General features: G+C 63.7%; 21 protein-coding genes. 10 read left to right on the forward strand and 11 right to left on the reverse strand.

What is annotated here, in order from left to right:
* Position 1: 1 nt before the first annotated feature.
* The 7 genes from M2D63_RS04475 to mreB form a co-directional block, all read right to left on the reverse strand.
* Entirely contained in the window at positions 2–853 is an 852-nt protein-coding gene (locus M2D63_RS04475) for a carbon-nitrogen hydrolase family protein (RefSeq protein WP_285861603.1), read from the reverse strand.
* Positions 850–4677 carry a YhdP family protein gene (locus M2D63_RS04480; protein ID WP_285861604.1) on the reverse strand — a complete coding sequence of 1276 codons (3828 nt, stop codon included), beginning with the start codon at positions 4675–4677 and terminating at the stop codon, positions 850–852. The genes M2D63_RS04475 and M2D63_RS04480 overlap by 4 nt, the downstream gene beginning before the upstream one ends.
* 88 nt (positions 4678–4765) lie before the next feature.
* The gene (rng, locus tag M2D63_RS04485) at positions 4766–6223 is read right to left on the reverse strand and encodes a ribonuclease G (protein ID WP_285861605.1); all 1458 of its coding nucleotides are present in this window, start codon (positions 6221–6223) and stop codon (positions 4766–4768) included.
* Positions 6224–6301: 78 nt separating this feature from the next.
* On the reverse strand, positions 6302–6898 hold the full coding sequence (locus M2D63_RS04490) for a nucleoside triphosphate pyrophosphatase (RefSeq protein ID WP_285861606.1): 597 nt from the start codon (positions 6896–6898) through the stop codon (positions 6302–6304).
* Positions 6899–6934: 36 nt separating this feature from the next.
* The gene (gene mreD, locus M2D63_RS04495) at positions 6935–7423 is read right to left on the reverse strand and encodes a rod shape-determining protein MreD (protein ID WP_285861607.1); all 489 of its coding nucleotides are present in this window, start codon (positions 7421–7423) and stop codon (positions 6935–6937) included.
* Positions 7423–8451, reverse strand: coding sequence for a rod shape-determining protein MreC (mreC, locus tag M2D63_RS04500; protein WP_405309111.1), 1029 nt, complete (start codon positions 8449–8451; stop codon positions 7423–7425). The genes mreD and mreC overlap by 1 nt, the downstream gene beginning before the upstream one ends.
* Positions 8452–8665: 214 nt before the next feature.
* A complete protein-coding gene (gene mreB, locus M2D63_RS04505; protein ID WP_008371426.1) occupies positions 8666–9703 on the reverse strand; it encodes a rod shape-determining protein MreB in 1038 nt (345 codons plus the stop codon).
* A 204-nt stretch (positions 9704–9907) separates the two neighbouring features.
* Between mreB and gatC the strand changes: the two genes are divergently transcribed.
* From gatC to M2D63_RS04535, 6 genes are all read left to right on the forward strand, one after another.
* Positions 9908–10195 carry an Asp-tRNA(Asn)/Glu-tRNA(Gln) amidotransferase subunit GatC gene (gatC, locus tag M2D63_RS04510; RefSeq protein ID WP_285861610.1) on the forward strand — a complete coding sequence of 96 codons (288 nt, stop codon included), beginning with the start codon at positions 9908–9910 and terminating at the stop codon, positions 10193–10195.
* A 16-nt stretch (positions 10196–10211) separates the two neighbouring features.
* Complete coding sequence (gatA, locus tag M2D63_RS04515) at positions 10212–11663, forward strand: Asp-tRNA(Asn)/Glu-tRNA(Gln) amidotransferase subunit GatA (protein ID WP_285861611.1); 1452 nt, start codon at positions 10212–10214, stop codon at positions 11661–11663.
* Between the two features lie 11 nt (positions 11664–11674).
* A complete protein-coding gene (gene gatB / locus M2D63_RS04520; RefSeq protein WP_285861612.1) occupies positions 11675–13120 on the forward strand; it encodes an Asp-tRNA(Asn)/Glu-tRNA(Gln) amidotransferase subunit GatB in 1446 nt (481 codons plus the stop codon).
* A gap of 107 nt (positions 13121–13227) precedes the next feature.
* Positions 13228–13599, forward strand: coding sequence for a septal ring lytic transglycosylase RlpA family protein (locus tag M2D63_RS04525; RefSeq protein WP_285861613.1), 372 nt, complete (start codon positions 13228–13230; stop codon positions 13597–13599).
* A gap of 80 nt (positions 13600–13679) precedes the next feature.
* Positions 13680–14705 carry a calcium/sodium antiporter gene (locus M2D63_RS04530; protein ID WP_405309088.1) on the forward strand — a complete coding sequence of 342 codons (1026 nt, stop codon included), beginning with the start codon at positions 13680–13682 and terminating at the stop codon, positions 14703–14705.
* Positions 14706–14715: 10 nt separating this feature from the next.
* Positions 14716–15093, forward strand: coding sequence for a carboxymuconolactone decarboxylase family protein (locus tag M2D63_RS04535; RefSeq protein ID WP_285861614.1), 378 nt, complete (start codon positions 14716–14718; stop codon positions 15091–15093).
* A gap of 22 nt (positions 15094–15115) precedes the next feature.
* On the opposite strand, the gene M2D63_RS04540 is transcribed toward M2D63_RS04535, so the two are convergent.
* The 4 genes from M2D63_RS04540 to M2D63_RS04555 all read right to left on the reverse strand — a co-directional run bounded on the left by M2D63_RS04540 (position 15116) and on the right by M2D63_RS04555 (position 19479).
* Positions 15116–16489, reverse strand: coding sequence for an amino acid permease (locus M2D63_RS04540; protein ID WP_285861615.1), 1374 nt, complete (start codon positions 16487–16489; stop codon positions 15116–15118).
* A gap of 52 nt (positions 16490–16541) precedes the next feature.
* Positions 16542–17483, reverse strand: coding sequence for an AEC family transporter (locus M2D63_RS04545; protein WP_285861616.1), 942 nt, complete (start codon positions 17481–17483; stop codon positions 16542–16544).
* A 179-nt stretch (positions 17484–17662) separates the two neighbouring features.
* Positions 17663–18223, reverse strand: coding sequence for a response regulator transcription factor (locus tag M2D63_RS04550; RefSeq protein WP_038614443.1), 561 nt, complete (start codon positions 18221–18223; stop codon positions 17663–17665).
* Entirely contained in the window at positions 18223–19479 is a 1257-nt protein-coding gene (locus M2D63_RS04555; protein ID WP_285861617.1) for an ATP-binding protein, read from the reverse strand. Before M2D63_RS04555 ends, M2D63_RS04550 begins: the two co-directional genes overlap by 1 nt.
* 202 nt (positions 19480–19681) lie before the next feature.
* Here M2D63_RS04555 and M2D63_RS04560 point away from each other — a divergent pair, with 202 nt between their 5' ends.
* The 4 genes from M2D63_RS04560 to M2D63_RS04575 all read left to right on the forward strand — a co-directional run bounded on the left by M2D63_RS04560 (position 19682) and on the right by M2D63_RS04575 (position 25712).
* Entirely contained in the window at positions 19682–20395 is a 714-nt protein-coding gene (locus M2D63_RS04560) for an SIMPL domain-containing protein (RefSeq protein WP_285861618.1), read from the forward strand.
* Between the two features lie 312 nt (positions 20396–20707).
* Entirely contained in the window at positions 20708–22333 is a 1626-nt protein-coding gene (locus tag M2D63_RS04565; protein ID WP_285861619.1) for an ABC transporter substrate-binding protein, read from the forward strand.
* A 249-nt stretch (positions 22334–22582) separates the two neighbouring features.
* Positions 22583–24175 carry an ABC transporter substrate-binding protein gene (locus tag M2D63_RS04570; RefSeq protein ID WP_285861620.1) on the forward strand — a complete coding sequence of 531 codons (1593 nt, stop codon included), beginning with the start codon at positions 22583–22585 and terminating at the stop codon, positions 24173–24175.
* Between the two features lie 157 nt (positions 24176–24332).
* Positions 24333–25712 (forward strand): OprD family porin, encoded by a 1380-nt coding sequence (locus tag M2D63_RS04575; RefSeq protein WP_285861621.1) that lies wholly within the window; start codon positions 24333–24335, stop codon positions 25710–25712.
* Positions 25713–25772 lie beyond the last annotated feature (60 nt).

Raw genomic sequence — 25772 nt, forward strand, 5'->3', positions numbered from 1 at the left:
GTCACTCCGAGGTGTGCGCAGGCCGCAAGGCGTCCTGCGAGAAAAAGCGCCGGTGCAAGGCCACCGGCATCCGCGCCCGGATGGACGCCTGTTCGCTGCTGTCGCGCTCGCCGAGCAGTACCGCTTCTCCGCTGGCCTGTTCGGCGACGATGCGCCCCCAGGGGTCGACGATCGCAGCATGGCCATAGGTTTCCCGTGGCCCCGGGTGAATCCCGCCCTGGGCGGCGGCCAGGACGTAACATTGAGTTTCGATGGCCCGGGCGCGGATCAGCACTTCCCAGTGTGCCGCCCCGGTCACCGCGGTGAAGGCCGCCGGCGCGCTGATCAGTTCGGCCCCGGCCGCGCGCAAGGCGCTGTACAGTTCCGGAAAGCGCAGGTCATAGCAGACGCTCAAGCCAAGACGCCCTACCGGGGTGTCGGCCACCACCACCTGGCTGCCATGGGCGTAGTCATCCGACTCGCGGTAGCGACCGCGGTTGTCGGCCACATCGACATCGAACAGGTGCAGCTTGTCGTAGCGCGCCACCGTTTCGCCGTGCTCGTCGATCAACAATGAGCAGGCATGGGACTTGGCTTCGGGCTGGCCGACCGGCGGCAACGGCACAGTGCCGGCCACCACCCATAACCTGAGGTCGCGGGCGGTCTGTTTCAACCAGGGCAGGATCGGCCCTTCGCCCAGGGCTTCGGCACGACCGATGGCAGCCGTGTCGCGCCGGCCCATGGCGGCGAAGTTCTCTGGCAACACCGCCAGGCGCGCACCACCCTGGGCCGCCTGTTCGAGCAAGCGCCGGGCCTGTGCCAGGTTGGCGGCAATATCGCTCTGGCTGACCATCTGGATCACTGCTGACTTCATGGGCGCTCCTGGCGGGACTTCTCGAAAGGTTTCACAAAGCTGATTTTAGGCTCTTTCCACGGACCTTCGACGCGATAGTGCACGCTGGCGTAGCGCGCCACCCGGTCGCCGAGCAGGCGATCGACCAGGAACAGCGCACCACCGACCGCCGGTGCACCGACAATCAAGGCCGCCAACGGCAGGTTGTTGGTCACCGGCAAGGTCACCAGCAGGTTGGCGTCGACCCGGTCGCGGACCATGTCCAGGGTGCCGTCGAGCTCGAAGTTGCTCGAGGGCCCGGTCACGGTGATCGGCTCGCGGGTGACATAAACCCCTTCGCTGGCCACCAGCAGGCCTTTGACCCGGTCGTAGCTCAGGCCCTTGTCGAACAGGTCGGAGAAGTCCAGGCGCAAACGGCGGCCAATGGAGTTGAAGTTGAGCAGGCCGAACACCCGCAGGGCCTGGGCGCCCCCTTCGACTTCGACGAACTGGCCCTGGCGCAGGGCCGCATCGAGGCTGCCGGACAGCCGACCGAGGCTGACCCAGGCGGGCGATCCCGGCCAGCGGGCGTCGACATCCATACGAAAATCGCGGCTGGTCACGGTCGGGGCGAAGTTCCAGGCCTTGAGCACGTCGGCCAGGTTCTTGCCCTCCAGACGGCCCTTGTACCAGCTGCCGCTGGCACCCGGAGCACCTTCCCAGCCACCGCTGCCATCGATCTCCAGGCCCTTGAGGTTGAGGTCCAGGTCATTGAGGGCAATGCCCTTGGCAGTCGAGCGGATCTTGACCGCCGCACTGCCGAGCAGGTCGTCGCCGCGGAACAGCTTGTCGATACTCAGGTCGATGGACGGGATCTTGCGCGGGTCGATGGCGGCCATCGGATCGGGCGCATTGGGCACGGTCACCTCGGCCGGATCCTGTGGCGGCAGATGGATAGTCTGCAGGTTCACCACCATGGGTGCGCCCCTGGCATCCAGCACCCGCGCGTTACCGATGACTTCCTTGCTGTCCAGGCGCAACGCCCAGTTGTTGGGGTTGCGGTCCAGGCGCACCACGGCCTGGTTCAACTCAAGGCCAAAGCCCTTGAGCCGGGCAATACTCAGGTCGACACCACGCAGCATCTGCCGGGCACTGCCACCCGGGTCGTTGCCCGCCAGACCATCCATTTGCTGCTGCCAGGGCGCAAGATCCAGTTCGGCCAGCCGGCCACGCACCTGTACTCCCTGGCCGCCGGGCAGCTGCGGGCTACCACTGCCGAACAGCAGTTCACCCCGCCCCTGGTCGAGCTTGTCCATGGGCGCGGCATACAGCAGGGTGGCGACGTCGGCATAACTGGCGTTGAAACGCCGCTCGGGCCCTTGCAGGGTCATGCCGAACTGGCTGTTTCGGCTTTCGTCGGCGGTTTTGCCGAACGGCGCGGGCAGGTTGATGGCCAGGCCCTTGAGGCTGGAGTCGACCTTGAGCTGGTTGTCGCGACTACCCAGGTTGAGCTGCAGTTGATAGGGCAACTCGCCGGACATCGGCAATGTCTGCTTGACCTGCAGCCACTGGGTCAAGGCCGTGAGCGCCACCTGACCCTTGGCTTCGACCCGGGTCTGTATCTCACCGGGCTTGCCTTCGGCGAAGATCTGCGCGGTCATCGGCTTGTCGAATACCCGCGCGCTGATGTTCTGGCCGCTGAGGCCCTTGTCGTAATCGAAACGAAAACCACCCTTGAGCTGGTTCAACTCAAGCACGGGCGCGGCGATCTTCAGGCGCGCATCCTTGGTGTCGAAGTCCACCACCACCTTGGGCCGCTCGCCCTTGGCCAGGGGAATGTCCAGCTTGAGCTTGCCCTTGAGGCTGCCCTTGCCTTCCCAGCCCGCGAATATATCGGCAGTGCCGATCGGCGCTTCCTGGAGGATTTTCAGGCCATCGCCCAGGCCACCGTCAAAGGCGCCGTCCAGGTACATATGGCTGTGTTCACCCGAGGCAACATGGGGAATATTGACCTGGACGTCACTGACCTGGGTATCGAGCAACTGGCCGCGCTGCGCATTGATACGGACACCGTTATCGTCGATGAACACATCGCCATCGACCTTCTGCACCTGCGGCCAGCCCGGCTGGAAGTCCAACGCGGCATCGTGGACCTTGAAGAACAGGCTGATGCTGCGCGCCTGCTCCGGCGCGCCATGATTGAGCGAACCCTGGTACTGGAAATAGCCTTCGTCGACCGCGCCCTTGAGGATGGCCGTGCGCAGCCACTCGTCCAGGCCCGGGCTGAGCACCTCGGGCAGGTACTTGGCGGTGTAGCGGCCATCGCCCTCGACCAGGCCGACTCGCAGGTCCATGTAGTCCTCGCGGCCTTCTTCGAACAGCAGGCGAATGAGGAAGTCGCCGGCGATCTTGCCCTCCTCACCCAGCACCTTGAGGTAGGGGGCAATCAGGGTGAAGCCTTCCTGGTCCAGGCGCCAGGTCAGGCGCGCATTGGCCTTCTGGTACTGCCAGGGTTTGGCGAAGATCGGGTAGAGATGCAGCATGAACGCGTCGGTATCCAGGCGCAGTTCGCCCCGGCCGAGGTCGCCATTGATGCTGCCGCTGACATTCCCCGCCGCCGGTGCGCCGTGATAGGCGTTGAAGCCGACCCGCTCCAGGTTGGCGGCGAACGCCAGGCGCTGGTCACCGCTGGCCTTGGGCCGTATGTCGAGCTGGACATTGCGCAGGCTGCCGGCGACCTTCAGCCCCTGCACCACCGCCATGACCTTTTCCGGCAAAGGTGCCAGGGACTCGATCAGCGGTGTCAGCGGCGTCATGTCCAGGCGATCGGCCTGGATCTTCCAGGTTTCCTCCACCCCTTCGCTGGCGGCCGTCTGCTTCAGTTGCAGGTGCGACTCCCAGCGCGTCTTGCCCAGGCTCATGGCCAGTGAGTCGATCTTTACATCGAAGCCGCCCGGTTGGCGCTGAAACCAGGCGTTGAGAGCGAGGTTTTCGGTCTTGACCGGCTTGCGGCCGGTATAGGCGCCCTGCAGTTGTGGTGCATTGAGGCGAACGGTGGCGCTGTGCAACTGCCCCTTGCCCCAGGTCAGCCAGAATTCGCCACCGGCCTTTAGCTCCTTTGCCTGCCACTGGCCCAGCAGCCGTGGTGGCAACCAGCGGGCCCAGTCGCTCTGGGGCAGGCTGAGGTACGCGTCGACCTGGCCGTCGCGCCAGTGCGCCGGACGAATGCGGCTGCTCAGGTTCATGGCCACGGGCTGGCCGTCAGGCAAGGTCAGGCGTACGTCCAGGCGCTGGCGCACGCTGCCGGTGCGCAGGCCGAGGTTGACGTAGGTCAGGGTCATGGGCTCGCGCTGGAAGGGTTCCAGGGTGACCTGGCTGTCGAGTACCGTAACCTTGCTCACTACTTGCATGCGCTGTAGCACCTGCTCGGGGTCCAGCGGCTGGTCGTCGGTTTTCGGCAGCCCGTCCAGCGCCCAGGCGCCCTGCTCGTCTTCACGCAGTCGCAGCTGCAGGCCGCCGACCTCGAGGTTGGCCAGGCGCAGTTGCCGCTCGGTCAGGCTGGCCCAGAGGTCCGGGACCACCTTGACCGCGTCCAGGCGCAAGGCCGTAGTGCCTTCGCCAACCTGGATGTCCTTGACTGCCAGTATCGGTGCCAGGCCGCTCCAGTGCCCTTCCAGGCTGCCGATGTGCACGGGCAGGCCCAAAGCTTGCTCGGCCTTGTCTTCAATCTCGGCGCGGTATTCGGCCACCAGCGGCACCAGTTGTCGGCCAAGGCTGACATACAGCGCCACCAGCACAGCCAGCAAGGCACTGATCACCAGGCCCCAGCGGGTCATCGCGCCCAGGACGCGCATCAGACGCTCCATGGCAATGGCCCTCCGACTCGAGCCTTAACTATGGCCGCAACCGGGCGCTTTTCCAGCCCTGCCGGCAGCCGGGTGCATTCAAGATGCGTCAGAGCAGCACCACATCGTATTGTTCCTGGGAATACATCGATTCGACCTGGAAACGGATGGTCCGGCCGATAAAGGTTTCCAGTTCCGCCACGTTGCCCGACTCTTCATCGAGCAGGCGGTCCACGACTTTCTGGTTGGCCAGCACTCTATAGCCTTCGGCCTGATAGGCACGGGCTTCGCGGAGAATTTCGCGGAAAATCTCGTAACAAACTGTCTCGGGGGTTTTCAGCTTACCGCGCCCCTGGCAGCAATGGCACGGCTCGCACAGCACCTGCTCAAGGCTTTCGCGGGTACGCTTGCGGGTCATCTGCACCAGGCCAAGCTCGGTGATACCGATGATGTTGGTCTTGGCGTGATCGCGTTCGAGCTGCTTCTCCAGCGTGCGCAGGACCTGGCGCTGGTGCTCCTCGTCCTCCATGTCGATGAAATCGATGATGATGATCCCGCCGATATTGCGCAGGCGCAGTTGCCGGGCAATGGCGGTGGCCGCTTCCAGGTTGGTCTTGAAAATGGTCTCTTCCAGGTTGCGGTGCCCGACGAACGCCCCGGTATTGACGTCGATGGTGGTCATCGCTTCAGCCGGATCGACCACCAGGTAGCCGCCGGACTTGAGCGGCACCTTGCGCTCCAGGGCGCGCTGGATCTCGTCCTCGACGCCGTAGAGGTCGAAGATCGGCCGCTCGCCGGGGTAATGCTCAAGGCGGTCGGCGATTTCCGGCATCAGTTCGCCGACGAATTGCGTGGTTTTCTGGAAAGTTTCCCGGGAATCGATACGAATCTTCTCGATCTTAGGGTTCACCAGGTCGCGCAGGGTACGCAGGGCCAGGCCCAGGTCTTCATAGATTTCGGTCGGCGCACCGACGGTTTTGATCTGGTTGCCGATCTGCTCCCAGAGCCTGCGCAGGTAACGGATGTCCATGAGGATCTCATCGGCACCGGCGCCTTCGGCGGCTGTGCGCAGGATGAAGCCACCGGCGTCCTGGATGTTTTCCTGGGCGACGCAATCGGTGACCACCTGCTTGAGGCGCTCGCGTTCGGCTTCGTCTTCGATCTTCAGGGAAATGCCGACATGACTGGTACGCGGCATGTACACCAGGTAGCGCGAAGGGATCGACAGCTGGGTGGTCAAACGCGCCCCTTTGGAGCCGATGGGGTCCTTGGTCACCTGTACCACCAGGCTCTGGCCTTCGTGCACCAGGGCGCTGATGCTCTCCACCGCCGGGCCTTCGCGCAGGGAGATTTCCGAGGCGTGGATGAAGGCTGCGCGATCCAGGCCGATGTCGACGAATGCCGCCTGCATGCCCGGCAGTACCCGCACCACCTTGCCCTTGTAGATATTGCCGACAATGCCGCGACGCTGGGTGCGCTCGACGTGCACTTCCTGGAGAACACCGTTTTCCACCACCGCCACGCGTGATTCCATCGGTGTGATATTGATCAGAATCTCTTCACTCATGGCAGGCTCTCGTCAAAGGACTTCGGTAATGATGGATCGCCCGCGGGCGACTGGCTAGCCGTCTTCTCTGGTCCTCGCTCAACCGGCCGACAACGCTTGCCAGCAAGGGATGCCGAACTGTGCGAGCAACTCGGCGGTTTCGTTGAGCGGCAGCCCGACCACGGCCGAGTAGCTGCCTTCCAGACGTTGTACGAAGACTGCACCCAGGCCCTGGATAGCATAGGAGCCGGCCTTGTCCAGCGGCTCGCCGCTCGCCCAGTAGGCTTGGGCCTCGCTGCGGGAAATCTGGCGAAAACGTACCTGGCTGGCCACGCAGAGACTCAGGCAGCGCTGCTGGTCAGCGACCGCCACAGCGGTCAGCACCTGATGTTCGCGGCCCGACAGGGCGGCCAGCATGGCCAGGGCGTCTTCGCGGCTCTCGGGCTTGCCGAGGATGCGCCCGTCCAGCACCACGGCGGTGTCGGCGCCGAGCACGGCCACCGGGGCATGCGCCTGCACGCTGGACAGCCCGGCGGCGGCCTTGGCCTGCGCCAGGCGCTCGACGTAGGCCACGGCCGTTTCGTCCGGCAGCGGAGTTTCGTCGATCGGGACATTGAGCGGGGTAAAGGGAACGCCGATCTGGGTCAGCAACTCACGGCGGCGAGGCGATCCGGAAGCCAGGTACAGCAAGGTCATCGTGACTTCTCCCTGTCAACGCCGCGACGGCGTGATTCAGTTGATACCCAGGCGCAGGCGCAGCCCGCGCAAGGCGAAGCTGATCCACGGCCAGAGCAAGGCGCTGATCACCGCCGACCAGATCAGGGCGAGGGTCGGCAGGCGATTGCCGGTCAGGGCGCTGAGCCACAGTTGCACCAACTGGGCCAGACCGAAGATCACCAGGATCACCAGGCTTTGCTGCCACATCGGGAACATCCGCAGGCGCTGTTGCAGCGACAGCACCAGGAAGGTGATCAGGGTCAGCACCAGGGCATTTTGCCCCAACAGGGTGCCGTACAGCACGTCTTCCGCCAGGCCCAGGACGAAGGCCGTGGTCATGCCGATCTTGTGCGGCAGGGCCAGGGTCCAGAACGCCAGCAGCAGGGCCAGCCACATCGGCCGGAACACTTCCATGAATTGCGGCAACGGCGAAACGCTGAGCAGCAGGCCGATGATGAACGTCAGCCAGACCACCCAGCCGTTGCGGCTGCGGGTACTTACCATCAATGTCTCTCCCGGGAAGGGGCCGGTGCAGTGCCGCCGGCCGACGCCGGAGCAGCCCCGGACACTGCCGGCGCTGCAGCTGCAGGTGCAGGCGGCGCGACAGGCGCTTGCCCTGGGGTTGGCGCAGGTGCCGAGGCTGCAGCGGGCGGGGCCGGGGCAACCACAGGCTGGGCAGACTCGACCGTGCCCGTCAGGCCCTGGCGATCGGCGGCTTCCTGGGCCATGGCGGCGTCGGCGGCGCGTTGCTCGGGGGTACGGCTGTCAGTGAACACCAGCAGCAGGTAGCGACTGCGATTGAGCGCGGCCGTGGGGATGGCGCGGACAATGGCGAATGGCTGGCCGGAATCGTGAATCACTTCCTTGACCGTGGCCACCGGGTAACCGGCCGGGAAACGCTGGCCCAGGCCGGAACTCACCAGCAGGTCGCCTTCCTTGATGTCGGCGGTGTCGGCCACATGGCGCAGTTCCAGGCGCTCCGGGTTGCCGGTACCGCTGGCGATCGCTCGCAGGCCATTGCGGTTGACCTGCACCGGAATGCTGTGGGTAGTGTCGGTCAGCAGCAGGACCCGTGCGGTATAGGGCATCAACTCGACCACCTGGCCCATCAGACCGCGGGCATCGAGCACCGGCTGGCCGAGGACCACGCCGTCACGCTCGCCCTTGTTGATCAGGATGCGATGGGTGAACGGGTTGGGGTCGACACCGATCAGCTCGGCGACCTCGACCTTTTCGTTGACCAATGCCGAAGAGTTGAGCAACTCGCGCAGGCGCACGTTCTGCTCGGTCAGGGCCGCGAGCTTCTGCACGCGCCCCTGCATCAGCAGGGCTTCAGTCTTGAGTTTTTCGTTCTCGGCGATCAATTCGGTGCGACTGCCGAACTGGCTGGCAATCCCGGCAAACAGACTCTGGGGCAGATCGGTGACGTGATAGGACTCCATCAGCACCAGCCCCATCTGGCTGCGCACCGGCTTGAGCAGGGTGAAGCGCGCATCGACCACCATCAGGGTGATCGCCAGCACGACCAGCACGAGCACGCGCACGCCCAACGAAGGGCCCTTGGTGAAAAGCGGTTTAATGGGCCGCTCCTCGTGGACGACGATTCAAGAGGTCATTCATAGGGCACTGCACCGGCCTGCTTGTGGTTTGACGGAAAACGACGCCCACGCGGACGTCTGCCCGGCACATACAGGTAGCACCCCGGGTGCTCGCTGTAAACCGGGCGGCATGTCGACTGCTGCCGGCTTATTCGCTGGAGAGCAGGTCCATGGTGTGTTTGTCCATCATTTCCAGGGCACGACCGCCACCACGGGCGACGCAGGTCAGCGGGTCTTCGGCGACGATCACCGGCAGGCCGGTTTCCTGGGCCAGCAGCTTGTCGAGGTCGCGCAGCAGGGCGCCACCACCGGTCAGCACCAGGCCACGCTCGGCGATGTCCGAAGCCAGCTCCGGTGGCGATTGCTCCAGGGCGCTCTTGACCGCCTGGACGATGGTCGCCAGGGATTCCTGCAGGGCTTCGAGCACTTCGTTGGAGTTCAGGGTGAAGGCACGTGGTACGCCCTCGGCCAGGTTGCGGCCGCGGACATCGACTTCACGCACTTCGCCACCCGGATAGGCGGTGCCGATTTCCTGCTTGATGCGCTCGGCGGTGGATTCGCCGATCAGGCTGCCGTAGTTGCGGCGCACGTAGGTCACGATCGCTTCGTCGAAACGGTCACCACCGACGCGTACGGATTCTGCATAGACCACGCCGTTCAGGGAGATCAGTGCAATTTCGGTGGTACCGCCACCGATATCGACGACCATCGAACCACGGGCTTCCTCGACCGGCAGGCCGGCACCGATTGCGGCGGCCATCGGCTCTTCGATCAGGAACACTTCGCGGGCACCGGCGCCCAGCGCCGATTCACGGATGGCGCGACGCTCGACCTGGGTCGACTTGCAAGGCACGCAGATCAGGACCCGAGGGCTAGGCTGCAGGAAGCTGTTCTCGTGTACCTTGTTGATGAAGTACTGGAGCATTTTTTCGCAGACGCTGAAGTCCGCGATCACACCGTCCTTCATCGGACGAATGGCAGCAATATTTCCGGGCGTACGGCCCAGCATGCGCTTGGCTTCGGTACCGACGGCGACAACACTCTTCTGGTTGCCGTGCGTACGAATGGCCACAACCGAGGGCTCATTCAGGACGATACCGCGCTCACGCACGTAAATAAGGGTGTTGGCAGTGCCCAGGTCGATGGAAAGATCGCTGGAAAACATGCCACGCAGTTTCTTGAACATGGGAAAGTGACCCTAGGCAACGCGTGGGTAAAAAAGTGCGGCAAACTCTAACAACGGCGGGGATTTTGGGCAAGGCGCCAATATGTTAAATTGGCAGTTTTTCCGAGCAAGCCAGCACACAATCGCGGCCTTATGACCGTAAATCTGCCAGCATGTTCCTCATCGCGGACCCATTCCGTTTTTTTGTTTCCTCAGGAGATCCCCATGGCGCTTGAACGCGGCGACGTGGAAAAGATCGCTCATCTGGCCCGGCTGGGCCTCAATGAAAGCGAGCTGCCACGCACTACCGATGCCCTGAACAGTATTCTGGGACTGGTCGACCAGATGCAAGCGGTCGACACCACTGGCATTGAGCCACTGGCCCACCCCCTTGAAGCCAGTCAGCGCCTGCGCGCCGATGTGGTAACAGAAAGTAACCAGCGCGACTCCTACCAGGCCATCGCTCCGTCGACGGAAAACGGCCTGTACCTGGTTCCGAAAGTCATCGAGTAAGGGAATAGAGCCTGCCATGCATCAACTGACCCTGGCCGAGATCGCCCGCGGACTCGCCGACAAAGCCTTTTCCTCGGAAGAGCTGACCCGCACCCTGCTGGCGCGGATCAACCAGCTCGATCCGCAACTCAACAGCTTCATCAGCGTCACCGAAGAGCTGGCCATCGGCCAGGCCCGTGCCGCCGACGCCCGTCGTGCCGCCGGTGAGAACGGTGCCCTGCTCGGCGCGCCGATCGCCCACAAGGACCTGTTCTGCACCCAGGGCGTGCGCACCAGCTGCGGCTCGAAGATGCTCGACAACTTCAAGGCGCCCTATGATGCCACGGTAGTAGCCAAGCTGGCCGCCGCCGGCACCGTGACCCTGGGCAAGACCAACATGGACGAGTTCGCCATGGGCTCGGCCAACGAATCGAGCCACTACGGCGCGGTGAAGAACCCGTGGAACCTGGAACACGTTCCGGGCGGCTCGTCCGGCGGTTCCGCCGCCGCGGTCGCCGCGCGCCTGCTGCCCGGTGCCACCGGCACCGACACCGGCGGCTCGATCCGCCAGCCAGCGGCGCTGACCAACCTCACCGGCCTGAAACCGACCTACGGTCGCGTCTCGCGCTGGGGTATGATCGCCTACGCCTCCAGCCTCGACCAGGGCGGCCCGATGGCCCGCACCGCCGAAGACTGCGCCCTGCTGATGCAGGCCATGGCCGGTTTCGACCCCAAGGACTCCACCAGCATCGATGAGCCGGTGCCGGACTACAGCGCCAGCCTCAACGGCTCGCTGCAAGGCCTGCGCATCGGCCTGCCGAAGGAATACTTCGGCGCCGGTCTCGACCCGCGCATCGCCGAACTTGTCCAGGCCAGCGTCAAGGAGCTGGAAAAGCTTGGCGCCGTGGTCAAGGAAATCAGCCTGCCAAACATGCAGCACGGCATCCCGGCCTACTACGTGATCGCCCCGGCCGAAGCCTCGTCCAACCTGTCGCGTTTCGACGGCGTGCGCTTCGGCTACCGCTGCGAGAACCCGGTCGACCTCACCGACCTGTACAAGCGCTCCCGGGGCGAAGGTTTCGGCAGTGAAGTACAGCGCCGGATCATGGTCGGTACCTACGCCCTGTCGGCCGGCTACTACGACGCCTACTACCTGAAGGCGCAGAAGATCCGCCGCCTGATCAAGAACGACTTCATGGCCGCCTTCAATGAGGTCGACGTGATCCTCGGCCCGACCACGCCGAACCTGGCCTGGAAGATCGGCGCCAAGAACAGCGACCCGGTCGCCGCGTACCTGGAAGACGTCTACACCATCACCGCCAACCTCGCCGGCCTGCCAGGCCTGTCGATGCCGGCCGGTTTCGTCGACGGTCTGCCGGTCGGCGTGCAACTGCTGGCCCCGTATTTCCAGGAAGGCCGCCTGCTCAACGTCGCGCACCGCTATCAGCAAGTGACTGATTGGCACACTCGCGCACCTAACGGCTTCTGAGGGACCATCACATGCAATGGGAAGTTGTCATCGGGCTGGAGATCCACACCCAGCTCGCCACCCAGTCGAAGATTTTCTCCGGCAGCGCCACCACCTTCGGCTCCGAGCCGAACACCCAGGCCAGCCTGATCGATCTGGGCATGCCCGGCGTACTGCCGGTGCTCAACCAGGAAGCGGTGCGCATGGCCTGCATGTTCGGCCTGGCGATCGACGCCGAGATCGGCCCGCACAACGTGTTCGCGCGCAAGAACTACTTCTATCCCGACCTGCCCAAGGGCTACCAGATCAGCCAGATGGAGCTGCCGATCGTCGGCAAGGGCCACCTGGACATCGCCCTGGAAGACGGCACGGTCAAGCGCATCGGCATTACCCGTGCGCACCTTGAAGAAGACGCCGGCAAGAGCCTGCACGAAGACTTCAGCGGTTCCACCGGGATCGACCTGAACCGTGCCGGCACGCCGCTGCTGGAAATCGTTTCCGAGCCGGAAATGCGCAGCGCCAAGGAGGCCGTGGCCTACGTCAAGGCCATCCACGCCCTGGTGCGCTACCTGGGCATCTGCGACGGCAACATGGCCGAAGGCTCGCTGCGCTGCGACTGCAACGTCTCGATCCGGCCCAAGGGCCAGGTCGAGTTCGGCACCCGCTGCGAGATCAAGAACGTCAACTCGTTCCGCTTCATCGAGCGCGCCATCAACAGTGAAGTGCAGCGCCAGATCGAACTGATCGAGGACGGCGGCAAGGTCATCCAGGAAACCCGCCTGTACGACCCGAACAAGGACGAAACCCGCTCCATGCGCAGCAAGGAGGAAGCCAACGACTACCGTTACTTCCCCGATCCGGACCTGCTGCCGGTGGTGATCGAGGGCGCCTACCTCGACTCGCTGCGCGCCACCCTGCCGGAACTGCCGCCGCAGAAGCGCGAGCGCTTCCAGAGCCAGTTCGGCCTGTCGACCTACGACGCCAGCGTACTGGCTTCCAGCCGCGAGCAGGCCGACTACTTCGAACAGGTGGTGGGCGTGTGTGGCGATGCCAAGCTGGCCGCCAACTGGGTCATGGTCGAGCTGGGCAGCCTGCTCAACAAGCTCGGCCTGGAAATCGACCAGGCACCGGTCAGCGCCGCACAGCTGGGCGGCATGCTCAAGCGCATCCTCGACAACACCATCAGCGGCAAGATCGCCAAGGTAGTGTTCGAGAAGATGGCCGCCGGTGAAGGCGATGCCGATCAGATCATCGAAGCCGAAGGCCTGAAGCAGGTCACCGACACCGGTGCGATCGAGAAGGTCCTGGACGAGATGCTGGCCGCCAACGCCGAGCAGGTCGAACAGTACCGCGCCGCCGATGAAGCCAAGCGCGGCAAGATGTTCGGCTTCTTCGTCGGCCAGGCCATGAAAGCCTCCAAAGGCAAGGCCAACCCGCAGCAAGTGAACCAATTGCTCAAGAGCAAGCTCGAAGGGTAATTCGCGTTACCTGCTGATCGCGGGGCAAGCCCGCTCCTACAGGGATTTCACAATCCTGTAGGAGCGGGCTTGCCCCGCGATGGCTACACCTCGGAGCATTGGCATACATGTGGCGTCCCGTCAGCGCACTTGCGCTCTTCACCCTGCTGGCCGGCTGCGCCAGCCACGATATCGATCCCCGCGGTTACGACAAGACCGGCACCGCCTCCTATTACGGCTCCCGTCACCACGGCAAGCGTACTGCCAGTGGCGAGCCCTTCAACAAGAATGCCATGACCGCTGCCCATCGCAGCCTGCCCTTCGGCACCCGGGTCAAGGTCACCAACCTGAAAAACGACCGCAGCGTGGTGGTGCGCATCAACGACCGTGGCCCGCATACCCGCGGCCGGCTGATCGACCTGTCACGCGCTGCCGCAGAAAAACTCGGCATGGTCCGTAGCGGAACGGCGCGGGTACGGGTACAAAGTCTCAGCGACTGACCCTGAAACGGAGTTCCATCATTTTCGACCTGGCCGCGTTACCCACTTTCAGCCTGCTGCAACTGGCCTTTGGCCTGGTATTGCTGATCGCCGGCGCCGAACTGCTGGTGCGCGCGGCCCTGCGCCTGGCGGCCAGTCTGCAGGTACGCCCGCTGATCATCGGCCTGAGCCTGGTGGCGTTCGGCAGCAGCGCGCCGCAGCTAACCGTCAGCCTGCAAGCCGCCTACACCGGCGCCCCGGACGTTGCCGTGGGCAGCGTGATCGGCAGCAACATCTTCAACATCCTGGTGACCCTGGGCCTGGCCGCGCTGATCATTCCGCTGCGGGTCTCGCGGCAACTGGTGCGCCTGGATATCCCGCTGATGATCGGCGCCAGCCTGCTGGTCTACCTGCTGGCCCTCAACGAGATGCTCGGACGCGTCGAAGGTGCCCTGCTGCTGACCACCCTGATGGCCTACCTGGCAATCCTCTGGCATCAATCGCGTCACTACGCCCGCACCTACCCCGCCCCCGGTCCGCGACCGCAGCAAGGTGGCAGGTTCTGGTTCACCAGCCTGTTGCTGATGCTGACCGGCCTGGGCCTGCTGAGCCTGGCCGGGCATCTCCTGCTGGAGGCCGCCGTCGAAGTGGCAGTCGACCTGGGGTTGTCGGAACGGGTGGTCGGCCTGACCGTGGTCGCGATATGCACCTCACTGCCGGAAATGGCCACTTCGCTGATCGCTGCCCTGCGCGGTGAGCGGGAGATCGCGGTGGGCAACGTGATCGGCAGCAACCTGTTCAACCTGCTGGCCGTGCTGGGCCTGACCGCCCTGATCACACCTGAGCCGCTGTCGATCTCGCCCAACGCCCTGGATTTCGACCTGCCGGTGATGCTCGGTGTCGCCGCCTTGAGCCTGCCGGTGTTCTATTCGGGCTACCGGGTAACCCGCGCCGAAGGTCTGGTGTTTCTTGGCTTGTACCTGGCTTATGGTCTGCACGTGGTGGCCTTCACCACCGGCATGCCGTTGGCCAGCCGCCTGGAAAAACTGATGCTGTTCTACGCACTGCCAGTGCTCGGGTCGCTGTTGCTGTTCACGACCCTGCGCGCCTGGCGCCGCCAACACTAAGGAAAACAACATGGGCGACAACACTAAATCCGGCGAACAGGTTCGCCGCCAGGTCATGGGCGATGCCTTCGTCGATCGCGCGCTGGGCAATGCCACCGACTTCACCCAGCCGTTGCAGGACTTCGTCAATGAACACGCCTGGGGCAGCGTCTGGAGCCGTGAGGGGCTGCCGCTGAAAACCCGCAGCCTGATCACCCTGGCCGCGCTGACCGCGCTCAAATGCCCGCAGGAACTCAAGGGCCACGTGCGTGGCGCCTTGAACAACGGTTGCACGGTCGAGGAGATTCGCGAAGCGCTGCTGCATTGCGCAGTGTATGCCGGCGTTCCGGCCGCTATCGATGCGTTTCGCGCCGCCCAGGAAGTGATCGACAGCTACCAGCAGGGCTGACGCTCACTCCAGGGCAAGGCCGTCAGTTGCTGGCGACGGCGGCCTTGCGGCTCTTTTTCTTCAGCCAGAACGCCACACCCAGTGCGCCGATCCATGCCGGGATCAACAGCACCGAGATGCGAATCGGCGGGGTCAGGTACATCACTACCAGGATCAACCCGATGAACGCCAGGCACAGGTAGTTGGTCAGCGGATGCCCCCAGCTCTTGTAGAAGGTCGACTCACCGGCCGCCTGCTTGGCCCGGCGGAACTTCAGGTGGGTGATGCTGATACTGGCCCAGTTGATCACCAGCGCCGACACCGCCAGGGCCATCAGCAGACCGAATGCCTCACCCGGCATCAGGTAGTTGATCAGCACGCACAGACCGGTGGCCAGGGCCGAGACGCCCAGTGCGGTCAGCGGTACGCCACGACGGTTGATCTTCAGCAAGGCCCGCGGCGCATCGCCCTGGCTGGCCAGGCCGAACAGCATGCGGCTGTTGCAGTACACGCAGCTGTTGTAGACCGACAACGCCGCCGTCAGCACCACCACGTTGAGGATGGTCGCCACCAGGTTGCTGTCCAGGTTGTGGAAGATCATCACGAACGGACTGCCGCCCTGCACCACGTTCTGCCAGGGGTACAGCGACAGCAGCACCGCCAGGGCGCCGATGTAGAAGATCAGGATCCGATACACCACCTGGTTGGTGGCCCGGGGAATGCTGTAGCGTGGGTTGTCTGCTTCGGCAGCGGTGATACCCACCAGCTCCAGGCCGCCAAACGAGAACATGATCACGGCCAGGGCCATGATCAGCCCGGTAATGCCATTGGGGAAGAAACCACCGAACTGCCACAGGTTGGCGACACTGGCATCCGGTCCGCCGTTGCCGCTGGCCAGCAGCCAGGCGCCGAAACCGATCATGCTGACGATGGCGATCACCTTGACCAGGGCGAACCAGAACTCCAGCTCACCATAGACTTTCACCTGGGTGAGGTTGATCAGGTTGATCACCACGAAGAAGATCGCCGCCGTCGCCCAGGTCGGGAAGTCCGGCCACCAGTACTGCACGTAGATACCCACGGCGGTCAGTTCGGCCATCCCCACCAGCACGTAGACCACCCAGTAGTTCCAGCCAGAGACGAAACCGGCAAACTCGTTCCAGTAGCGGTGGGCAAAGTGGCTGAAGCTGCCGGCGACCGGCTCGTCGACCACCATCTCGCCCAACTGGCGCATGATGAAGAAGGCCATCAGGCCGGCAATGGCATAGCCCAGCAGCACGGACGGGCCGGCCATCTGGATGGTCTGGGCAATCCCCAGGAACAGGCCGGTACCGATGGCGCCCCCTAGGGCGATCAACTGGATATGGCGATTTTTCAACCCGCGTTGCAAGCGCTCCGGGGTGTGCTGGTCTTGCATGAAGTGTCCTCGAAGGTAAGAGGCTGTGTTTGCGTTGTTATTGCGACAGGATCTAGATCCAGCCGCCCCACTGCAAGAAAAAGATGCCGATATTGGTGGTAATGGCGGCCATCAGGGTGGTTATGACGATGATCGCCGCCGCCAGTTCGTGGTTACCGTTGCTGGACCTGGCCATGACATAGCTGGCCGCCGCCGTCGGACTGCCGAAGTACAGGAACAGGATACCCAGTTCCGCTCCGCGATAGCCCCAGAGCCAGGCGCCGAAGGTGGCCAGCAGCGGCAGCCAGACCATTTTCAGCAAGCTGACGCTGACCGCCAGTGAGCCACTCTGGCGCAACGAGGCCAGCGACAGGGTGCCGCCGATGCAGATCAGCGCCAGGGGCAGGGTCATCTGCGCCAGGTAGTCGCCCGAGGTCAGCAACCAGTTCGGCAGCGCCACTTGCCCGTAGGCCAGTGCCCCGGCCAGCAACACGCTGATGATCAGCGGGTTGCGCAGGATGCTCTTGAAGATGCTCCAGGGGTCGGACTTGGTACTCGGGCTGTAGACCGCCAGCACCACCACCGACAACGAGTTGTAGAGCAGGATCACCAGGCCGGCGAGGACCGCGCCCAGGGAGATACCGTAGTCGCCGTACATGCTCGCCGCCAGCGCCAGGCCGATCACCCCGTTGTTGCCGCGAAACGCGCCCTGGGTGTAGACCCCGCGGTCTTCACGCGGGCAGCGCCAGATCGCCAGGCCCCAGGCAAGGCCGAAACCGACCAGGGTAGCAATGGCGAAGTAGAGCAACAGGCCCGGCTGCACGGCGGTGGTCAGGTCGGCGTGGTAGATCCCCAGGAACAGCAGCGCCGGCATGCAGACGTTGAACACCAGCTTTGATGCCGTGTGGATGAAGCCATCATTGATCGCATTGATGCGCTTGAGCAGCACGCCCATGAACAACATGGCAAAGACCGGAGCCGTGATGTTCAGTGTCTGGAGAAAAAGGGCGAGCATGCTGGGTGGTTCCGGTGGCTGTCGTTAGGGGGCTAATGATACGCCAGCTCAGCGGTTGCTGTGTCGATGGATGGAGCAAGGGATCGTAGCCGCTGCCGCCAGGGGTGGGAGCGGGCTTGTCCCGCGATTGATCTCACCGCCGCATCGCGGGGCAAGCCCGCTCCCACAGCGGCTACGGTTCAGCGGCGGACCGGGCGCTTCTGAAGCTTGCGCTGCAAGGTCCGCCGGTGCATGCCCAACGCCCTGGCGGTGGCGGAAATGTTGCCTTCGTGCTCGGTCAGCACGCGCTGGATGTGCTCCCACTGCAGGCGGTCGACCGACATCGGGTTTTCCGGCACCAGGCTGTCCAGGTCGGCGTGCTCGGACAGCAGCGCCGCCAGCACGTCGTCGGCATCGGCCGGTTTGCACAGGTAGTTGCAGGCACCGCGCTTGATCGCCTCGACGGCGGTGGCAATGCTCGAGTAACCGGTGAGGATCACCACGCGCATCTCGGGGTCGAGCTCAAGCAGCTTGGGCAGCAGCACCAGGCCCGAGTCGCCGTCCATCTTCAGGTCGAGGGTGGCGTAGTCCGGCACGTCCTGCTGGGCCAGCAGCAGCCCTTCTTCGGCAGAACCTGCGGTGCTCACGCGAAAACCACGACGGCTCATGGCCCGGGCCATGACCCGGGTAAAGGTGGCGTCATCATCGACCAGCAGCAGGTGCGGGAGCTCCTCGCCTTCAACCTGGATTTCATCACTCATCACACTTCTCCTCGCGCATCACGCGGCAGGCGCAGCTCGGTGAGCGTACCGCCTTCCTCATGACTATAGAGTTTTACCGAGCCGCCAGCACGGGTGACGCTGGCCTTGCTCAAGAACAGGCCCAGGCCGAAACCTTTGCCCTTGGTGGTAAAGAACGGCTTGCCGAGCGACTCGGCGATGGCCGCCGGCACGCCCGGGCCATGGTCGCGGATGCTGATGACCATGTCCTGCGCATCCCAGTCCAGGCGCACTTCCAGCTCGTCCGGGCAGGCATCGGCGGCATTGTTGAGCAGGTTCAGCAACGCCTGGGTCAGGTCCGGCGGCGGTGCCAGGCGCGGCACGTTGCCCTGCCCCAGGCGCTGGAAGCGGTAACTGGCCTCGGGGCGCATCAGGTGCCAGCGGTTCAGGGCTTCATCCAGCCAGGCCGTGACGTCCTGGTTTTCCACCGCCATGCGCCGGTTGGCCTCGGCGGCTCGCACCAGGTTCTGCAGGGTTTCCTTGCACAGCTTGACCTGGTCCTGCAGCACCGCCAGGTCTTCCTGCAGCAGCGGGTCGCTGTGGTCCTGGCGCATTTCCTTGATCAGCACGCTCATGGTCGCCAATGGCGTGCCCAGCTCATGGGCCGCGCCGGCGGCCTGGGTGGCGACGGCCAGCAATTGCTCGTCGCGCAGGCCTTCTTCGCGGCGCTCGGCACGCAACTGCTCCTGGCGACGCATCTCTTCGGCCATTTTCGCGGCAAAGAAGGTGATCACCGCAGCCGCCAGGGCGATGCTCAGCCACATGCCGTAGACCTGCATCTTTTCCCGCGCCATGGGGAAGGTCTCCAGCGGGTAGAACTGCACCAGCAACAGGCTGTAGGCGGCCAGGGCAATGCCCGAAAGGACCAGCGAATAGACCCAGGGCAAGGTCACCGCGGCGATGGCCAGCGGCACCAGGTAATAGGACACGAAGGGGTTGGTCGAGCCCCCGGAGTAATAGAGCAAGGCGCTGTGGATCAGCAGATCGCAGGCCAGCTGGAAGGCGTATTCAAGCTCGGTGACCGGCAACGACAGGCGCAGGCGCAAGGCGGTGAAGGCGCACAGCAGGCTCGACAGGCCAAGGGTGACCACCAGCGAAAACCACGGCAGCGGCAGCAGCTCGGTCCAGTAGGCGACGCCCACGGAGCCGGCCTGGGCGGCCAGTACCAGGATGCGGATGAAGGTCAGGCGCCAGAGGTTCTGGCGGGTAGCGGACAACAATTGTACGGGGGCGAGCATGAGCTCTCCTGATGAGTGCTCCAGGGCGAATCGTGGCGAGTATACCGAAGCTGCGCGACGGTCTGCAGTGATGCGGCAAAGCGCCACACTTTATTACACATCAATGATGGCCTTTTTGAACCTCACTACACTCCTGCAGGTCTCATGGGCCTGCGTGGAATGGATTCGACAGCGTCCACGCCTCATTTTCAAGGAGTCAAACATGCTTAATTCCCGCCGCAGCGCCGCCCTCGTGATGGCCACCAGCCTGCTCGCCAGCCTGCCGGCGCTGGCCGAACAAGCGCCGCGCTACAACCAGATTTCGCTGCGCGCCGAAGTCAGCAAGGAAGTGGCCCGCGACCTGATGGTCGTGACCCTCTACAGCGAAGCGCAGAACACCGACCCGGGCAAACTGGCCAAGGAAATCACCGAGACCATGAACAAGGCGGTGCAGCAGGCCCGCGAGGTGAAGCAGGTCAAGATCAGCCAGGGCAGCCGTAACAGCTACCCGATCTACGACAACAAGGGCCAGAAGATCACCGGCTGGCGCGAACGCGCCGAGCTGCGCCTGGAAAGCGCCGACTTCCCGGCCCTGTCCAAACTCACCGGCGAGTTGCTGCAACAGCTGAAGATGGGCGGCATGGACTTCTCCATCGCCCCGGCCACGCGCAAGAGCAGTGAAGACGAGCTGCTCAAGGATGCGGTCAACGCCTTCAAGACCCGCGCGCAACTGGCCACCGAGGCCCTGGGCGGCAAAGGCTACAAAGTGGTCAACCTGAACCTCAACAGCAGCGGCTACCCGCACCCCTACGCCCGTAGCGCGCCGATGATGATGAAAGCCGAGATGGCCGGCGATGCCGCGCCTGCACCGGACATCGAGGCCGGCACCAGCCAGGTCAGCCTCAGCGCCGACGGCACCATCGAAGTGCAGATGTAACGTTACTTTTGTGCTGATTCGCGGCAGCTTCGGCTGCCGCGAACCCTGTTACGCGTAGCAACTCGACGCACCAATCTGGTGCCGAATGTGACCGCAGCATCACCTGGCGTCACCAAAACAGACTCACCATCCCCTGCGCAAACGTTTAACTCCTTAGAAAATTATACGAATGCGACATTCCTGTACGTTCGTCCCACCGTTTCCCACCTCCTCTCTCCAAGAGTCTTGCATTGGGTATGGCGCCTGCATAAGTATCCGCAGGTCGGCTCACAAGGCCCCCTCAATATCAAAAATGACAACAATGAGGCCACCATGCTCAAACACGCGGTCATTCCGTTCCTGGTCGGTGCAGGCTTGCTTGCCGGCGCCCCTTCTGCCCTCGCGGCAAGTAACCTGGTGTTTTGCTCCGAAGGCAGCCCCGCTGGCTTCGACCCGGGCCAGTACACCACCGGAACCGACTTCGATGCTTCGGCCGAGACCGTCTTCAACCGCCTGAGCCAGTTCGAGCGTGGCGGCACCGCGGTCATCCCGGGCCTGGCCACCAGCTGGGACATTTCCGACGACGGCCTGAACTACACCTTCCACCTGCGCGAAGGGGTCAAGTTCCATACCACCGACTACTTCAAGCCGACCCGCGAATTCAACGCCGACGACGTGCTGTTCACCTTCAACCGCATGCTCGACCCGAACATGCCGTTCCGTAAGGCTTACCCCACCGAATTCCCGTACTTCACCGACATGGGCATGGACAAGAACATCGCCAAGGTGGAGAAGGTCGACGACCACACCGTCAAGTTCACCCTCAACGGCGTCGATGCCGCGTTCATCCAGAACCTGGCCATGAGCTTCGCCTCGATCCAGTCGGCCGAATACGCCGACCAGTTGCTCAAGCAGGGCAAGCCCGCCGACATCAACCAGAAGCCGATCGGCACCGGGCCGTTCGTGTTCAGCAAGTACCAGAAAGACGCGCAGATCCGCTTCAAGGGCAACAAGGACTACTGGAAGCCCGAGGACGTGAAGATCGACAACCTGATCTTCGCCATCTCCACCGACGCCTCGGTGCGCATGCAGAAGCTCAAGAAGAACGAGTGCCAGGTCACCCTCTTCCCGCGCCCGGCCGACATCGAACCGCTCAAGGCCGACCCGAACCTGAAGATGCCTGACCAGGCCGGCTTCAACCTCGGCTACATCGCCTACAACGTGATGGACAAGATCAAGGGCAGCACCGAGGCCAACCCCATGGCCCAGCTCAAGGTCCGCGAGGCCCTGGACATGGCGGTGAACAAGCCCGAGATCATCAAGTCGGTGTACCAGGGCGCGGGCCAGCTGGCCGTCAACGCCATGCCACCGACCCAATGGTCGTACGACACCACCATCAAGGATGTCCCGTACGACCCGGAAAAAGCCAAGCAACTGCTCAAGGAAGCTGGCGTCAAGGAAGGCACCGAGATCACCCTGTGGGCCATGCCGGTGCAGCGCCCCTACAACCCCAACGCCAAGCTGATGGCCGAGATGCTCCAGTCCGACTGGAAGAAGATCGGCATCAACGCCAAGATCGTCAGCTACGAGTGGGGTGAATACATCAAGCGCTCCAAAGGTGGCGAGAACGGCGCCATGTTGATTGGCTGGAGCGGCGACAACGGTGACCCGGACAACTGGCTCGGCACCCTGTTCGGTTGCGACGCCATCGCCGGCAACAACTTCTCCAAATGGTGCGACCCGGAGTACGACAAGCTGATCAAGCAGGCCAAGGCCACCTCCGACCAGGCCAAGCGCACCGAGCTGTACAAGCAGGCCCAGCACCGCCTCAAAGACCAGGTTCCGATGACGCCCATCGCTCACTCGACGGTGTATCAACCGATGCGCACCACCGTACAGGACTTCAAGATCAGCCCGTTTGGCTTGAACTCCTTCTACGGGGTCAGCGTAACCAAGTAGCCATCAGCTGGCCTGCTCCGCTACGCCACACGGCGTGCGGGGCGGGCTGATGGCGGCCTGGCAGGGCAACCGCAAGCGCATCGAGTCGGAAAATTCGCAGCCGCTTTCGGACACTTCCCACACCCCCTTGCGTAATCGCACCTAGCAGCGCCCTATCGACGTGCTTACCGTCGGTAGAGCGCTGCTGGTGAGATGCGTCCGGCTGTGCGCCCTGGACCGTTCGAGAACAACAAGAAATAAGGGATCGTCATGCGTCATACCCCGCTATTTGCAGCTTTACTGGGCCTCGGCCTGCTCACCCAGGCCCCGCAAGGCCTGGCCAACAACCTGGTGTTCTGCTCCGAAGGCAGCCCGGGCGGCTTCGACACCGCCCAGTACACCAGCTCCACCGACAACGACGCCGCCGAGCCGATCTACAACCGCCTGGTGGAGTTCGAGCGCGGCGCCACGGCGGTCAAACCGGCCCTGGCGAAAAGCTGGGAAGTGTCGCCCGACGGGCTGACCTACACCTTCCACCTGCGTGAAGGCGTGAAGTTCCACAGCAACAAGGACTTCACCCCCAGCCGCACGCTCGACGCCGACGACGTACTGTTCACCTTCAACCGCATGCTCGACCGCGAGCACCCGTTCCGCAAGGCCTACCCCACGGAGTTCCCCTACTTCGTCAGCATGAGCCTGGACAAGAACATCGCCCGGGTCGAGAAGACTTCGCCGATGACCGTGGTGTTCACCCTCAACAGCGTCGACGCCGCCTTCGTGCAGAACCTGGCCATGAGCTTCGCCGCGATCCTGTCGGCCGAATATGCCGGGCAGTTGATGGCCTCCGGGCGCCCCAGCGACATCAACCAGAAGCCGATCGGCACCGGGCCGTTCGTGTTCCAGCGCTACCAGAAGGACTCGCAGATTCGCTATCGCGGCAACAAGGACTACTGGGACCCGGCCCAGGTCAAGCTCGATCAGCTGATCTTCTCGATCAACACCGACCCGTCGGTGCGCATCCAGAAACTGCGCAAGGATGAATGCCAGGTCACCCTCAACCCGCGCCCCGCCGATCTGGAAGCGCTCAAGAGCGACCAGAACCTGCAGGTCATCGAGAATCCCGGGTTCAACCTCGGTTACATCGCCTACAACGTGCAACACAAGCCATTCGACCAGCTCCAGGTGCGCCAGGCCATGGACATGGCGGTGAACAAGGCGGCCATCGTCCAGGCGGTGTACCAGCACGCTGGGCAACTGGCCGTGGGCAGCATGCCGCCTACCCAGTGGTCCTACGATCACAGCATCAAGGATGCCGGCTACAACCCGGACAAGGCCCGCGAACTGCTCAAGGCCGCAGGCGTCAAGGAAGGCACCGAGATCACCCTGTGGGCCATGCCCGTGCAACGCCCCTACAACCCCAATGCAAAACTGATGGCCGAAATGCTCCAGGCCGACTGGGGCAAGGTCGGCCTGAAGGTCAAGATCGTCAGCTACGAATGGGGCGAATACCTCAAGCGCACCAAGGACGGTGAGCACGATATCTCGCTGATCGGCTGGACCGGCGACAACGGTGACCCGGACAACTGGCTGGGCACCCTGTACAGCTGCGATGCCATCGGCAGCAACAACTACTCCATGTGGTGCGACCCGCAGTACGACGCCCTGGTCAAAAAGGCCAAGACCCTCACCGACCGGGAACAACGCACCGTGCTCTATCAACAGGCCCAGCAGCGCCTCAAGCAGCAGGTACCGATTACCCCGATCGCCCACTCCACGGTCAACCAGCCGATCCGTGCCAAGGTCGAGGACTTCAAGGTCAGTCCCTTCGGACGCAACATCTTTTCCGGTGTAAGCGTCGAGTAACCCCCTGCAGCAGCTCACGGGCGTGCAAACCACGCCTGCGAACTGCTGCAGCCTCTGATTTGCGTGCAAACGTTTGCAACCCGTGTTCCACCGCAAAAAACGCCCAGCTCACAAGGCCAGGCGGCAATTACAAAAAGAAAATAGAGGGAGCTTTACCTTGAGACCATCCACCACCGCCGTATTGGCTTTATCACTCACCGGCCTCTCCACCCTGGCACTGGCCGAACCTGTCAGCCAGGACTACGTGCCGCTCAGCGTCAAGTCCACCAGCGCCCAGAGCCAGACCAAGGGTTTCTTCGAGGAGCAGAGCCTGTCCGGCTCGACCCGCAACTGGTACGCCCGCGAACGCGCCACCCGTGCGCCGCTGTGGAAGTACTACAAGAGCGACGGCACCCGCCACGACACCCACAGCCGTGACAACTGGGTGCAGGGCACCATCCTCAACTACAGCTCGGGCTTCACCGAGGGCACCGTCGGCTTCGCCACCGAAGTCGCCGCCTACAACGCCGTCGCCCTGGAGCAGGGCCGCGCGGCCGTGGCCGGGCCGAACAACCGGACCCTGACCCACAGCGACGGGGACGTCATCGGCCAGTGGAGCAAGATGGGCCTGGCCAACGTCAAGGCACGGGTCTCCAACACCACCCTGACCGCCGGCCGCCACTCGGTCGACACTCCGGTGATCACCTTCATCGGCAACCGTGCCCTGCCCTCGAGCTTCCAGGGCGTGAGCCTGCACAGCGAAGAGTTCGACAACCTGTCGTTCGATGCCGGCACCTTCGACCGCGTGTCGCCACGTACCGAGCAGAGCCTGAGCAAGTTCCGCTCCGAATACGGCGCCAACGGCGCGGAAACCGACCGCGTCAGCATGGCCGGCCTCAACTACCAGCCGCTGCAGAGCCTCAAGACCAGCCTGTACGTGTCCAAGGTCGAGGACTTCTGGAACCAGTACTACTTCGGCGCCAACCACGAGCTGGGCGACAGCTCGGTGCTGAGCCTGTCCACCGGCCTGAACTACTACAAGACCCAGGATGAAGGCCGCCGCAAACTGGGCGAAATCGACAACGACACCTACAGCCTGTCGCTGGGCCTGAACCACCAGGCCCACAGCCTGACCTTCTCCTACCAGCAGGTGAACGGTAACGAGTACTTCGACTACCTGCACGAAACCAACGCCATCTTCCTGGCCAACTCCCTGCTCTCGGACTTCAACGGCCCGAACGAGAAGTCCATGCAGATCGCCTATGTGCTGAACATGGCCCAGTACGGCGTTCCCGGCCTCAAGTTCAACCTGTACAACGCCCGCGGCTGGGGCATCGACGGCACCCACTACACCGGCACCGGCTATGACGTGAACAACCTCGATGACGAGAATCACTACGAGTGGGGCATCGGCAGCAGCTATGCGGTACAGAGCGGCGCGCTCAAGGACACCACCATCCGCGCCACCTACACCGCGCACCGGGCCAGCAAGAACCAGGGCGACGGCAGCCTGGACGAGCTGCGGATCGTGACCACCATTCCGTTCAACATTCTCTAGCGTCCACAGCCGCGACCGGTTCACTGGACCGGCCGCGGCGACTACGCTGGCTACACTTGA

This window comes from Pseudomonas sp. BJa5, from assembly GCF_030272875.2.
Taxonomy (GTDB): Bacteria; Pseudomonadota; Gammaproteobacteria; order Pseudomonadales; family Pseudomonadaceae; genus Aquipseudomonas.